14 protein-coding genes are annotated in these 12,714 nt (G+C 69.0%); 8 read left to right on the forward strand and 6 right to left on the reverse strand.

Annotation, left to right across the window (positions count from 1 at the left end; all coding sequences use genetic code 11):
* The first annotated feature begins 150 nt into the window (after nt 1-150).
* Nucleotides 151-801: a dihydroxyacetone kinase subunit DhaL gene (gene dhaL / locus FJ658_RS12400; protein WP_141145678.1), complete on the forward strand. Its 651-nt coding sequence runs from the start codon at nt 151-153 to the stop codon at nt 799-801.
* Complete coding sequence (dhaM, locus tag FJ658_RS12405; protein ID WP_141145679.1) at nt 798-1,532, forward strand: dihydroxyacetone kinase phosphoryl donor subunit DhaM; 735 nt, start codon at nt 798-800, stop codon at nt 1,530-1,532. The genes dhaL and dhaM overlap by 4 nt, the downstream gene beginning before the upstream one ends.
* A 95-nt stretch (nt 1,533-1,627) precedes the next feature.
* On the opposite strand, the gene FJ658_RS12410 is transcribed toward dhaM, so the two are convergent.
* The 4 genes from FJ658_RS12410 to FJ658_RS12425 all read right to left on the reverse strand — a co-directional run bounded on the left by FJ658_RS12410 (nt 1,628) and on the right by FJ658_RS12425 (nt 3,616).
* A complete protein-coding gene (locus FJ658_RS12410) occupies nt 1,628-2,062 on the reverse strand; it encodes an iron chaperone (RefSeq protein WP_141145680.1) in 435 nt (144 codons plus the stop codon).
* 73 nt (nt 2,063-2,135) lie between these two features.
* A complete protein-coding gene (locus FJ658_RS12415; protein WP_141145681.1) occupies nt 2,136-2,453 on the reverse strand; it encodes a hypothetical protein in 318 nt (105 codons plus the stop codon).
* A 53-nt stretch (nt 2,454-2,506) separates the two neighbouring features.
* Nucleotides 2,507-3,310, reverse strand: coding sequence for an MBL fold metallo-hydrolase (locus FJ658_RS12420; RefSeq protein WP_141145682.1), 804 nt, complete (start codon nt 3,308-3,310; stop codon nt 2,507-2,509).
* A 102-nt stretch (nt 3,311-3,412) separates the two neighbouring features.
* The gene (locus FJ658_RS12425; protein ID WP_141145683.1) at nt 3,413-3,616 is read right to left on the reverse strand and encodes a hypothetical protein; all 204 of its coding nucleotides are present in this window, start codon (nt 3,614-3,616) and stop codon (nt 3,413-3,415) included.
* Nucleotides 3,617-3,666: 50 nt separating this feature from the next.
* Between FJ658_RS12425 and FJ658_RS12430 the strand changes: the two genes are divergently transcribed.
* From FJ658_RS12430 to FJ658_RS12455, 6 genes are all read left to right on the forward strand, one after another.
* Nucleotides 3,667-4,509 carry a hypothetical protein gene (locus FJ658_RS12430; protein ID WP_141145684.1) on the forward strand — a complete coding sequence of 281 codons (843 nt, stop codon included), beginning with the start codon at nt 3,667-3,669 and terminating at the stop codon, nt 4,507-4,509.
* 173 nt (nt 4,510-4,682) lie between these two features.
* Complete coding sequence (locus FJ658_RS12435) at nt 4,683-5,198, forward strand: hypothetical protein (RefSeq protein ID WP_255447706.1); 516 nt, start codon at nt 4,683-4,685, stop codon at nt 5,196-5,198.
* A 224-nt stretch (nt 5,199-5,422) separates the two neighbouring features.
* Entirely contained in the window at nt 5,423-5,602 is a 180-nt protein-coding gene (locus FJ658_RS12440; RefSeq protein WP_141145686.1) for a hypothetical protein, read from the forward strand.
* Between the two features lie 395 nt (nt 5,603-5,997).
* The gene (locus tag FJ658_RS12445; protein WP_181408443.1) at nt 5,998-9,096 is read left to right on the forward strand and encodes an RHS repeat-associated core domain-containing protein; all 3,099 of its coding nucleotides are present in this window, start codon (nt 5,998-6,000) and stop codon (nt 9,094-9,096) included.
* Between the two features lie 1,097 nt (nt 9,097-10,193).
* Nucleotides 10,194-10,745, forward strand: coding sequence for a dihydrofolate reductase family protein (locus FJ658_RS12450; RefSeq protein WP_141145688.1), 552 nt, complete (start codon nt 10,194-10,196; stop codon nt 10,743-10,745).
* Between the two features lie 53 nt (nt 10,746-10,798).
* Nucleotides 10,799-11,350, forward strand: coding sequence for a dihydrofolate reductase family protein (locus tag FJ658_RS12455; RefSeq protein WP_141145689.1), 552 nt, complete (start codon nt 10,799-10,801; stop codon nt 11,348-11,350).
* A 25-nt stretch (nt 11,351-11,375) separates the two neighbouring features.
* On the opposite strand, the gene FJ658_RS12460 is transcribed toward FJ658_RS12455, so the two are convergent.
* Both FJ658_RS12460 and FJ658_RS12465 read right to left on the reverse strand, forming a co-directional pair.
* Nucleotides 11,376-12,188 carry an ABC transporter ATP-binding protein gene (locus FJ658_RS12460; RefSeq protein WP_141145690.1) on the reverse strand — a complete coding sequence of 271 codons (813 nt, stop codon included), beginning with the start codon at nt 12,186-12,188 and terminating at the stop codon, nt 11,376-11,378.
* A complete protein-coding gene (locus tag FJ658_RS12465) occupies nt 12,185-12,676 on the reverse strand; it encodes a heme-degrading domain-containing protein (protein ID WP_141145691.1) in 492 nt (163 codons plus the stop codon). The genes FJ658_RS12460 and FJ658_RS12465 overlap by 4 nt, the downstream gene beginning before the upstream one ends.
* Nucleotides 12,677-12,714 lie beyond the last annotated feature (38 nt).

Raw genomic sequence — 12,714 nt, forward strand, 5'->3', positions numbered from 1 at the left:
CGTCGCCCGAGCGCCGGGCGACTACATCCGCACGGATGCGCGACATCCGGCGACCGCATCCGCACATCCGTGCACGCCCTCGGCGCGACCAGCCCCGCGCACTACGCTGAACCCGTCCGGCGGCGCCGCCGGACGGAAGGGTGATGACCGATGGCACTGGGCAGGGATTTCGTCGCGGACTGGATCGCGCGCAGCGCGCAGGCGATCTCCGAGCACCGCAGCGAGCTGATCACGCTCGACCGCGAGATCGGCGACGGCGACCACGGCGAGAACATGGATCGCGGCTTTACGGCGGTCGCGGTGAAGTCGGGCGACCTGCCCGCCGATGCGACACCTGCCGACGTGCTGAAGGTCGTCGCCACGACGCTCATCTCGACGGTGGGCGGGGCCTCGGGCCCGCTGTACGGCACCGCGTTCCTCAAGGGATCGGGCGCCGTCGTCGGCGCCTCCGAGCTCGACGGCGCCGCGATCGTCGCCTTCCTCACGGCCGCGCGCGACGGCATCGTGCTGCGCGGCAAGGCCGAGGTCGGCGACAAGACCATGATCGACGCCTGGACTCCGGCCGTGGATGCAGCTGCGGCCGCGCAGCAGGCCGGGAAGAGCGAGGCCGAGATCCTCGCCGCGGCGGCCGACGCCGCGCAGGCCGGCGCCGAGTCCACCGACCCGCTCGTCGCGCGCAAGGGCCGCGCGAGCTACCTCGGCGAGCGGGCGATCGGGCACCGCGACCCGGGCTCGGTGTCGACCACGCTCATCCTGCGCGCGGCGGCGGAAGCCGCGGCCGACGCGGCGGCCTCCGCGTGAGCGTCGGCATCGTCGTCGTCTCGCACAGCGCGAAGATCGCCGAGGGCGTCGTCGAGCTGGCCGGCCAGATGGCCGACGGCGTGGCGATCGTCGCCGCCGGCGGCACCGACGAGGGCGGGATCGGCACGAGCTTCGACAAGGTCGGCACGGCGATCGGCGAGGCGGACTCGGGGGAGGGGGTCGTCATCCTGTGCGACCTCGGCTCGGCCATCATGACCGCCGAGACGGCGCTCGACTTCCTCGACGACGCCGACCGCGCGCGGGTCGTCATCGCGGATGCGCCGATCGTCGAGGGCGCCGTGGCGGCGGCCGTCGCCGCGCGCACCGGCGGCGATCGCGACGCCGTCCTCGCGGCGGCGCAGACCGCCGGGGGAGGCTCCGCCGAGGCCGCGGACCTGGCCGGAGTCCAGGCGGACGCGGCCACGGCATCTACCTCGTCCTCGTCGGATGACGGAGCCGCAGTGGGGGGAGCTGGCCGCCGGGTGCGTCACGCAACCCTCGTCAACGGCAGCGGCCTGCACGCGCGCCCCGCCGCCGAGTTCGTCAAGGCCGCCAGCGGCTTCGACGCCGCCATCACGGTCGACGGGGTCGACGCGAAGAGCCTGCTGCGCATCATGGCGCTGGGCCGCGGCCAGGGCAGTGAGCTCGAGCTGACGGCCGAGGGTCCGGATGCGGCAGCGGCTCTGGATGCGCTGGTCGCGCTCGTCGACTCGGGCTTCGGCGAGGACTGAGCGCACGTCGAACGCCAGGGCGCCGCGACTACACGGTCGAGCGGGACTGAGCGGCCGAACTCGGCGGGGTCGACAGGTTCGACAGATTCGACAGGTCAGCCGGCCGCGCGCCGCACCAGCTCGGTGATGCGCTTCCTCTCGGCCGCGCCGATCTTCAGGATCGCGAAGTGCGTCGGCCACAGATCGCCGTCGTCGAGCGCCGCGGGAGCCTCGAACCCGAGGGTGCCGTAGCGGGTATCCCACTTCGATGCCGGCTGGAAGAAGCAGACGATCTTGCCGTCGGCGTTCGCGTAGGCGGGCATCCCGTAGTAGGTCTTCGGGTCCAGACCCGGCGCGGTCGAGGTCACGATGTCGTGGATCGTCTGCGCGATCGCCTTGTCGGCATCGGGGAGTGCCGCGATCACGTCCTCGCAGGCCTTCAGCAGGTCGGCCTTCTTGCTCGAGGCCTTCAGCTCGCGCGCCCGCTGCTTCATCGCGGCCTTCTCCTCGGCGCTGAATCCTTCGGAGGCGGACTTCTTCGTCGTCGTCATGCGACGATCATGCCCCGGATGCGGGGGAGCGGCTTCTCGGATCCTGCTCGATGCGCGATCCCGGACAGCGTCGTCAGAACTCGGGATGGCGCCGCCGGTGCACCCAGTCGACCAGCGCGGCCGCCCCGAGCAGGATCGCGTTCCAGGCGATCGCGAGCACGATCGCGAGCACCGGCATCAGCAGCACGCCGTACTGGGCGTCGCTGAACAGCCAGCCGAGCGCGACGCCGGTCAGCAGCATCGTTCCGACGCCGCCGAGGCAGCGCAGCACGACGACGGCGCGGGCCGTCGGACGCTCGCGCGCGCGGCCGAGCGCCCAGCGGATGATGAGCACGCCCGCGAAGATGAGGATCGCCGGCACGACGAACAGCACGACGACCCCGAACCTCATCCCGTCAGGGTCTCACGCCCCGGCGCGATCGGCTTCGGCGCGCGCGGACTCTCTCAGTCGCGCCCGGCGAACGCGGCCGCCTGGCCACGGTGCACGTCGCGCATCCAGTCGTGGATCGCGTGAGGACCGAGGCGCGGGTCGTCGGGCTCGCGTCCGTCGCGCACCGCCTCGACGTAGGCGCGGTCGAGGGCGATGCGGTCGGCCATCTCGGCGCCTCGGGCGATCGAGCCGTGACCAGGCACGAGGACGTCGACCTGGGTGAGCGCGCCCTCGATCAGGTCGAGCGCGGCGAGGTAGTCGCTGAGCGGATGCGCGGCCGCCCGATCGAGGAACGGGACCAGTCCGTCAGAGAGCATGTCGCCGACGACCAGCACCCGCGCGTGCTCGATCAGCAGCGCCGTGTGGCCGGGTGCGTGCGCGCGGTGCTCGAGCAGGCGGATGTCGGGGCCGGCCCAGGGGAGTCGCGTCGTGCCCTCCGGCAGCGCCGTCAGCTCTCCCAGCAGCTCCATCGGGATGTCGTCGGCGTGCTCCGGCGGCAGCCCCTCGGCGATCTGCTCGCGCCAGTCGTCCTGCTGCAGCAGCTCGTCGAGAGCCCGCACGGTGGCGGACGTGCCGAGTCGCGGGGGCGCGCCCAGATCGGGATGCCAGAGCACGTGATCCCAGTGGAAGTGCGTAGAGAACCCGACGGCGACCTCGGTGCCGAGCCCGCGGATGTCGTCGGCGAGTGAGCGGAGCTCAGCTCGCGTGATGCCCGGGTCGATGAGCAGCACGCCGTCGTCGCCGCGCACGACGATCGTCTGGGTCTGGATGAACTCGCTCTCGCGCACGAGCACGGCGTCGGCGAGGGGTGTCAGCACGATCGACCTCCGGAGATCAGGGGAGCACAGCTCGAGAGCAGGAGACGGCCCCCGGCGGGGCCATCGTCGTCTTTATCTGACAAAATCACCACTATCGGCGATTTATCCGACGGTCCGATCGTGGTCGGCATTGCGGTCGGACGGGTCAGCGATCGAGCGCTCGCTCTTGATGCTGGCGTCGAACTCCTCTGCCTTTTCTCGCGCGGCTGCCTCGGTAGGAAACGGCCCGTTCTCGGGTGGGATTCTCGGCGACGGGTGGTCGAAGTACCAGCCGTCCGCCTGCTGCTGCACAGTGATGCTCGACACGCGCCTGAATCTACAGGCGCCGCCGCGAGCATCGCTCATACGCTTCGGCCATGACGATTCTGCTCGCCACCGCGGAGCCCGCTGATCCTGTGGCGATACTGCAGGGCTGGGTCGGCCTCGCGATCGGATTCCTGACCTTGCTCGCCGCGGCCGCGGCCGCTGTCTTCGCTGCCCGTGCAGCGTCAGCGTCGCCAAAGCAGGCGGATGCAGCAGCCCGACAGGTCGCGCACGCTCAGATTGCGACTCGGATCGCTCGCGAGCAGGCCGCCGTGGCCTCCGAACTCGCGGAGCGTCAGGCCGAGCAACTAGCGCGGGGTCAGAGGGAGTCTGCCGAGTTGCGCTTCGACTCCCGGATGCCCGCGATCATGGCTCGCGCGGTCGGGATCGAAGTGACGCGCTCACCGTCTGGCAGCGACGTCGGATTCCGGGTCGATCGGGAAGAGCTAGTCGATGACGAATATCTGATCGCGCGAACAGAGATTATCATGTCGTTGCACAACGTTTCGGACTTCGCCGCGCGCGTTGATTTCACTGACCTCGATCGCGGTCACGTCGGCGCCGACCACAACGACAACACGTACTTCATCGCGCCGCACGCAGACGTATCCGTCACATGGACGCGCGCGTTCTCGTTGGAGGAGATGCGCAGCGAGGAGCGATGGAACGAATCCCTCTTTGGGTCCTGCCGACTTGCATTCCGCGTCGCAGACCTCGGCATCAACGTCACCGACGAGTACCGCCTCAACCTCAACACAGACATTCTCGTTCGGGACGGGCGCCGGCTTTCCGTACTTCCGCAGCCTCCCACCGACTGGATCGAATCAGTGGCCGTTCCCGTGGGCCCGCGCCGCTACGACCGCCTCGATCTTGCGGTGCCACGGGACGCCGAGTAGCTCTGTCGCAGCGGCGAACCGCGAAGACTTCCGACGAATCCGCGTCGTCTGTAGATCCGACGCCGATTCAGGCGTGCTCGGATCGATAGCGTTGCCGGGTGGTTCCAGCTACACATCGTGCCTTCGTGGACGAGTCGTCGACGTTGCGCGCACCCGCGCAGCAGGAGTACCTCGTGGCCGCCGCGATCCTCGCGGCCGGCCGTTGCGACGAGGTCCGCGAAGCGCTGCGGCCGCTGCTGCTGCCGGGCCAGATCAAGGTGCACTGGCGTGACGAGAGGGACCGCCGGCGGTTCGCACTCGTCGACGCGATCCGTGAGCTCGAGCCGGTGAACGTTGTGATCGCGCACCGCAGCGCGCCGAGTCGCAAGACCGAGCGGTTTCGTCGGAAGTGCCTCGAGCAGGTCTACATCGAGCTCAGCGCGATGGACACGTTCGACATCACCCTCGAGAGCCGGGGCGCGTCTCAGGATTCGCAGGACCGCGCGCATATCGTGGCGTTGCAGGGGCAGTCGATGGATGCGCGGATGCGCATCGCGCACCAGCGCGGCGGCGACGAGCCGCTGCTATGGATCCCCGACATCGTGCTCGGCGCCGTCAACAGCGCCCACGACGGCGACCGTCGGTACCTCGACGCGATCGCCGGCACCGTGATGATCCACCGCACCACCGAGGGCTTGCCGGGCCTGTAGAAAAGCGAAGGGCCCGAGATCCAGTCGTCCGGCTGGGGTTCTCAGGCCTTCTTCCCGATCCGTCGTAACGGGGGGTGTGCCAGTTAGTTTACCCAATGGGACGTCACTAGGCCAGGGTGCCCCGCACCAGAAGCTCGCTCGCCGAAATCCACACCGACCGGCCCCTGGGACTGTCGCTCGATGTGGGGCATGCGCTCGGAGAACCGCTCACTTACGGTCGAAAGATGGACTCGGACCAGCTCGGCCAGCTCGTCGCCGACAGCATGCTGCACGGCCTCCTGGTCGGCGCCGGCGCCATGCTGCACGCGGCGTTCGTCACATCGCCCGTGGGATGGATCGTGCTCGGCATCCTGCTCTTGATCGCTCTCATCCCCGCTGGCAAGCGCCGCCGGCGATACCGCTGACGCCCAGGCCTCGAGGGGGCAGTGCAAGGTTGACGAGGGGATTGGGGTCACGGGTAGTGAAACGCTGTCTGTCATAACGTCAACTGTGCGCAGCTCGGTATCGATGCGGCTGCTCGATCGGCCCATGAGATTAGCCGGTCGACGGGTGTTGATCAATAGGTGATTTTTGGTTGCTTTCGGGTGTAGCGTCCGGTCTACTCCATCCCGCGCCCTTCGGGTGGCGTGTCTGCTCCAGGTGTTCTCGCTCTCTGTCGTGTTGTGCCTAGTGGATTGGCGTGTCGATGTTGACTACCCGCGCTCGTGTTGTGTCGGTGGTGACGACGGCTGCTTTGGCGGCGGGTCTGGCGGTGGTCGCGGCGTCGCCGGCGTATGCGGTGTTGCCGACCGCTCCGACGGTGACCGGGGTCACGGGGGCACGCCCGGGGGCGACGCAGTTGCCGTTCCCGATCTCGGATCAGGTGAGCGCGCGGGTGGATGTCGCGACGGGGAACCTGCTGGTGTCGACGTCGTCGCTGTCGCTGGTCGGGGTGAACGGACCGGTGAAGGTCGGTCAGTCGTATAACTCGCTGGGTACGAGTGTCGGGTCGACGTCGGTGGTCGCGGCGAACAAGTGGACGGTCGGCGTCGATGGTGCCGGCTATCTCACTTCGGGTGCGTCGGGTGTGGTGGTCTATGTCGCCGGGGATGGGGGGACGTGGTCGTTCACGCCGGTCGCGGGGTCGTCGACGGCGTACACGGCGCCGGCGGGGATCAAGGCTGACCTGGTGGCTGGGGGAGGGGGCTGGACGCTGACGTTCCGGCAGTCGCAGCAGAAGGTCGTCTTCAACGGCAATGGCCAGCCGACCTCGATCGCGGACCGCAACGGCAACGCGACCACGATCGCGTACACGGGCGCGAACCCGACCTCGATCACCTCGTCGGGAGGTCCGGTCGCGGCGCGCACGGCGACGCTGAGCTACTCCGCGTCGACCTACACGCTGACCGCGTCGCAGGCCTCGGGGTCGTCGTCGCGGCAGCTGCAGTATGTGAAGAACTCGGCCTCCAACCTGACCTCAATCGTGGATGCGAACGGCAAGACCACGAGCTTCGGCTACACCGGCACGAACCTGACCACGATCACCTCGCCATCGGGCAGCGTGATGACGATCACCTACAACACCACCACCGGGAAGGTGGAGAAGGTCGCCCAGACCAACACCACCTCCGGCTCCCCGGGTACGTCGACGACGCGGATCTCGTACCCGTCGGCGACGCAGACCCTCGTCGCGGGCCCGAACACCGACCAGGCGCAGCCGATCACCTCGGTTCCGCGCACGACGTACACGATCGACGCGGCCGCTCGTCTCGCGACGGCCGCGGTCGACGCGGCGGGCAGGTCCCGTTCGGCGACGTACACGCCGAATGGAGATATCGCCTCGAGCACCGATGGTGCGGGCGCCGGGTCGGGAACCACGACCTCGACCTTCGGCGCGAACGGCGGCGACTCCAAGACCGGCCAGAGCGACCCCGGTGGTGCGAGCTCGGCGGCCGCGTACGGTAACACGGCCGCCGCGACCTCCTACCTGGCGTCCTCGAGCACGGACGACGCCGGCAACAGCTCGACCTTCACCTACAACGGTGCCGGGAATCAGCTCACCTCCACCGATGCGCTGACGAACGTCGCCACCCTGACCTACAACGCAGACGGCACGGTCGCGACCGCTCTCGCTCCCGGCAACGGGACCAACAAGACCCTCTACGGCTACAACGCGACGACGAAGCAGCTGACCTCGATGACCCCGGTCACCGGCGCCGGGCTCGGCGCGCGCGCGTTCACCTACGACGACTTCGGCCGCCTGCGCACCGCCACCAACGGCCGCGGGATCACCACGACCTATTCCTACGACAAGCAGGACCGACTGCTGACGACGTCGTTCTCCGACGGCACCGGAACCGTCACCAACACCTACACCGACACCGGCCTGACGAAGACCCGCGCCGACGCGAACGGCACCACCACGTTCGGCTACGACCAGCTCGGCCGGCTGACCTCGCGAGTGAACACCTTCGCCGGTGGCACCATCAGCTATGGCTACGACCGCGCCGGCAACCTGACAACGACGACCGACTCCCGTGGGACCACGACAAACGCGTTCGACGCCTCCGGCGTGCCCACCCAGATCACCTACGTCAAGGGCGCCGGCACCCAGGTCCTCGGCTTCGCCACCGACAACCGCGGACGCCGCACCGACTCCTGGCTGCAGACCAACGCCGCACACACCACCTGGAAAGCGCACTCGCACCAGGACTACGACACCTCCGGCCGAGTCAGCCGCGTCATCGGCGAGACCATGGACTCCGGCACCATCGCCAAGATCCTCGACGTGTCCTACTGCTATAACACGGCGACCGCGGCCCCCACCTGCTCCACCGGGACGACCACGGATCGCAAGAAGCTGCAGTGGGAACTGAACAACCTCACCGGCCAGGTCACCGCCTACAGCTACGACACCGCTGGTCGGCTCACCGGTGCCGCCCAGTCTGGCGGCAGCGGACCCAACAGCACCTACGCCTACACCTACGACGCGCGCGGCAACCGCCTCACGGCCGTCGTGAGCGGCGCGAGCCCGTCGTCGCAGACCTTCACCGTCAACGCCGCCAATCAGATCACCTCCACCGGCTACAGCTACGACGGCACCGGAAACCTCACCGCCGATACCGGCGGCAGCTACGCCTACAACGGCGCCGAGCAGATGACCACCGTCACCCAGGCGAGCGCGAGCTACACCTACAAGTACGCCGGCGCCAGCCAGAACGAGGTGATCCAGCAGGACAAGGCCGGCGCCTCCTACAAGCTCGTCTACGGCCGCACCGCCGCCACCGGTGAACCGGTCGTCGAGCAGGTAAAGGTCGGCTCCGACACTGCTTACATCGAGAACGACCCTGTCACCGGCCAGCCACTGCTGCTGCAGGCATCCTCCGGGGTGCAGTCGCTCTACGTCTACTCCGGCACGGGCTCACCGGTGGCGGCGCTGACCGACTACTCCTACGCCGCCTACGCCTACAAGTTCGACCCCTACGGCGTCCCCACCGTCACCACCAACACCGGCGGCAACGGCTACGTCCAGAACCCCTTCGTCTTCTCCGGCGGCATCCAAGACCGCGCCACCGGATGGATCCACTACGGCGCCCGCTGGTACAACCCCAACGTCGGACGCTGGACCCAGCAAGACACCCTCGACGCACCCCTCGAACCCGCCAACGCCAACCGCTACGCCTACGCCGGCGGCGACCCCATCAACGCAATCGATCCGACCGGTAACATCACCCAGTCGCAAGCCTGCAGCCTTACCCTCGTTGGAGTCGGGCTCGCGCTCGGAGCGCTGGCGGCCGGGGCGACAGCGGGGCTCGGCGCGGCGGCCATTGTATCGGCCAGTGCGGCGGGAGCGATCGGAGCAGGCGCCGATATTGGGATCGCAGCCGGGATAGGTGTTTTCAGCACCTTCGTCTGCTGAGGACGATCCGTGCGCGCACCGATATGGGCAGTAATACTTCTCGTCGGGGGGGTGGCCATGACTGTCCTGTTTGTCGCCCTGGCTATAGCGGATGCGAATCCTGATCCAGCCATACCCCTGATGTGGGCAATAATCGGCGCCATTTTCGCTGCTGTCGGAGCGATCCGATTGTGGCTAGCGCGGCGCGGCAAGTGACTGGTAGAGCGCCTCTCGCCGCGGCAGCGCCGGTCATAGGGGCAATTGCCGGAGCGATCCTCGGGGTTGGCGTTGGTGCCGGCGGCTTGGCTGGGTGTCATGCGGTGGCCGATCCTCCCGGTTTCGCGGGCACAGTACTCGGCACCGTAGGTGGGTTCTACTCGACGATTCCGGGCTGATGATGCAGTCAGAACGCTCAGGATGGGCGGCGGCAGCCATCAGCGGGCTTGTCACCGTTGCGTGCGTGGTCGTATGTATCACTAGCGCCCAGGACGGCAATTCGAGTCTGGCAGCCTTCACGGGCATCTTGGCTGGCCTGTGCGCAGCGTGGATGATCATCTCGACGATTCGGCTGCTGACGCGGCGCCGAGCCGGGCGTAGGTGAAGCCGGGAGGCCGCCCGTGGGACCACCTGGATCATGTGGGCAAGCTTTGTTCAGCGCGGGTCTGACCATCGTCGGCACCGTTGGCTGCGTTGCCGGCTTCACAGCGGCCGTTGATGCTCAGATCGAGCAGTACTAATGCGACCCGGAATTCTGATCGCGGGATTCGCGATCGCTGCTATTGGAACGGCGATCGTCGGGATCGACGCCTTGGTAGAGGCGAATTGGGTGCTGGCGGTGGCGATGTTCCTTATCGCCGTTGCGGCCGTAGGTTGCGGCGCTACCTGGGTGGCTCGTCTTCGTCGGCCACGTACAGACGGAGACTCCGACGCCGATGGGCCGACGCAGTAGCAGTTGACTCTCGACCCTCGTGATAACTGCACCATGAGAAAGAGAGGCGCATCCGACCCATCGATCTGCCTTAAACTGACATAATGTGCATTATCGGTTTAATCCACTGGATGCGGCGGCCGCCGCTGCGCATCGCCGAAATGTCGGCGGTTGATCCTACGGTCGCCGCATGGCGATCTTCTTCGACACGGCGACGACGCTCGACGGGTACCTGGCGGACGACGAGGATTCGCTGGCCTGGCTGTTCGCCGTTCCCGGCGGCGATGAGCCGGCTCCCGAGCTCGCACCCGCGCCGGCGGCCGTCATGGTCGAGGGCTCGACGACGTACGAATGGGTGCTGCGCGATCAGGACCTGATCGCGCATCCGGAGCGCTGGGCGCAGTTCCACGGCGCGACGCCGGTGTTCGTGTTCACGACGCGCGAGCTGCCGGTTCCCGACGGCGCGGATGTGCGGTTCGTGCGCGGGCCGGTCGCCGACGCGCTGCCGCAGATCCGCGCGGCGGCCGGCGAGAGCGACATCTGGCTCGTCGGTGGCGGCGACCTCGTCGGCCAGTTCGACGACGCCGGCGCCCTCGACGAGCTCCGGCTGTCGTACGCGCCAGTCACGCTCGGCTCGGGGGCCCCGCTGCTCCCCCGGCGCCTCGAGGCCGATCGGCTGGCGCTCAGCTCGGCGACGCAGGTCGGTGCCTTCGCCCGACTGATCTATCGCGTCACGCGCTGATCGCCGCATCCCGTCTCCCCTGCATCATCGCCCTCGATGTGTACAGTGTACACATGAGCGCGACTCTGCTGCACTTCACGATGTCGCTCGACGGCTGCATCGCCGACGAACACGGCTCGATCGACTGGGCCTTCGGCTTCGGTCCCGCCGTGCTGCCCGAGGCCGACCGCATCCGCACCCGCGCGACCGTCGTGGTCGGCGGCCGACGCGGCTACGACGTCGACCCCGCGGCGCAGCCCTATGGCGGTGACTGGAACGGCACCGTGATGGTGCTCAGCCATCGCCCCGCTCCCCCGGATGCCGACCCGGCGACCGTCTTCCTCGACGCGTCGATCGACGACGCGCTCCGGGCGGCTCACGCCCGCGCGGAGGGCGGCGACGTGCTGCTGCTCAGCGCCGACCTCGCGCGGCAGGCGCTCGATGCGGATCTGGTCGACGAGATCCTGCTGCACGTCGTGCCGGTGGCGCTCGGCCGCGGCATCCGCCTGTTCGACGGCCTCGCCGCTCCGCGGCGCTTCAGAACCGCGCTCACCGCCCAGTCCGGCGAGGTCACGACCCTGCTCCTGCGCCGGGCCGCCGACGGCGACTGCGCGAGCCTCGGCTGATCCGCCGCACGCGATCCGCCGGTGCTCAGTCGAGTCGCACGGCGCGCCGCGCCCGCGCCGACCAGCGCCCGCCGCGGTGCTCGACGTCGATCGGGTGCTCGAACGCCGCCGAGACCGCCTCGCTCGTCACGACGTCGCCGACGGGTCCGGATTCGGTGATGCGCCCGTGCGCCACCAGCACCGCGTGCGTGGTCGTCTCCGGCAGCTCCTCGAGGTGGTGCGTGACCAGGATCGACGCCAGCTCGGGATGCGTGCGCTCGAGCGAGTCGACGGTCTCCAGCAGCTGCTCGCGCGCCGCCACATCGAGTCCTGTCGAGGGCTCGTCGAGCAGCAGCAGCGCGGGATCCGAGAGCAGCGCCCGCGCGATCAGGGTGCGCCCGCGCTCGCCCTGCGAGAGGGTCGGCCAGCGCGACTCGGCGATCGCCGACAATCCCAGCTGGGCCAGCATCCCGTCGACGCGCTCGATCTCGGTCGCGCTCGCCTCCCAGCGCATCGGCAGCTCGATCGTGCCGGTGAGGCCGGTCAGCGCGACCTCGCGCACGGTCAGCGGCGAATCCAGGGCGTGGCGCGGATTCACGTGTCCGATGCGACGGCGCAGCGCCGCGAGCTCGACGCGTCCCAGGCGCTCCCCCAGCACCTCGACGGAGCCCGACGAGGGATGCGTCACCGCCCCGCAGAAGCCGAGGATCGTGCTCTTGCCGGCGCCGTTCGGACCGAGCAGCGCCCAGTGCTCTCCCGCCTGCACCTCGAGCGAGACCTCGTCGAGGATCTGACGCCCGCCGCGCCGGAATCCGACGGAGCGCAGTGCGATGACCGGAGTCGGCGACCCGGCGCTCACCGGCCGTTCTCGGCGCTGAGGAACTGGCTGACCGCATCCACGACGAGCGCGTGGTCGTCGGCCTGCGACAGACCCGAGATGCCCACCGTGCCGAGCAGGGCGCCCGACGCGGTCTTGATCGGCACGCAGCCGCCGGCGATCGCGAAGCGCGTCGAGTCGAGCTCGGCGTAGGAGCGCCCGCTCACCTCGCCGCGGATCTTCAGCAGGAACGTGCTGGCGCCGAAGCGCTGCACGGCGCGCGCCTTGCGCACCAGCCAGTCGTCGTTGTCACTCGACGAGCCCGGCATGCCGACCTGGAACGCGGTCTGCTCGCCGATCGTGATGCGGATCGCGATCGGCAGGCTGCGCTCGGCGGCGATGCCGACCAGGATCGTGCCGAGCTGCCAGGCGTCGGCGTGCGAGAAGTCGGCGAAGACGAGCTTGCGCTCCTGCTCCTCGAGGCGCTTGAGCTTGCGACGCTGCGTGGTGGTGGTGTCGCCGTCGGCCATTCGGTCCTCCGTGTCAGTGCCGTATCAGTGCTGGGATG

This window comes from Schumannella sp. 10F1B-5-1, from assembly GCF_006517535.1.
Classification (GTDB): Bacteria; Actinomycetota; Actinomycetes; order Actinomycetales; family Microbacteriaceae; genus Schumannella.

Coding starts and splice junctions, on each gene's coding strand:
- dhaL (WP_141145678.1), top strand. CDS start 151: ATGGCACTGGGCAGGGATTTCGTCGCGGACTGGATCGCGCGCAGCGCG.
- FJ658_RS12440 (WP_141145686.1), top strand. CDS start 5,423: ATGGACTCGGACCAGCTCGGCCAGCTCGTCGCCGACAGCATGCTGCAC.
- FJ658_RS12415 (WP_141145681.1), bottom strand. CDS start 2,453: ATGAGGTTCGGGGTCGTCGTGCTGTTCGTCGTGCCGGCGATCCTCATC.
- FJ658_RS12410 (WP_141145680.1), bottom strand. CDS start 2,062: ATGACGACGACGAAGAAGTCCGCCTCCGAAGGATTCAGCGCCGAGGAG.
- FJ658_RS12430 (WP_141145684.1), top strand. CDS start 3,667: ATGACGATTCTGCTCGCCACCGCGGAGCCCGCTGATCCTGTGGCGATA.
- FJ658_RS12455 (WP_141145689.1), top strand. CDS start 10,799: ATGAGCGCGACTCTGCTGCACTTCACGATGTCGCTCGACGGCTGCATC.
- FJ658_RS12450 (WP_141145688.1), top strand. CDS start 10,194: ATGGCGATCTTCTTCGACACGGCGACGACGCTCGACGGGTACCTGGCG.
- FJ658_RS12465 (WP_141145691.1), bottom strand. CDS start 12,676: ATGGCCGACGGCGACACCACCACCACGCAGCGTCGCAAGCTCAAGCGC.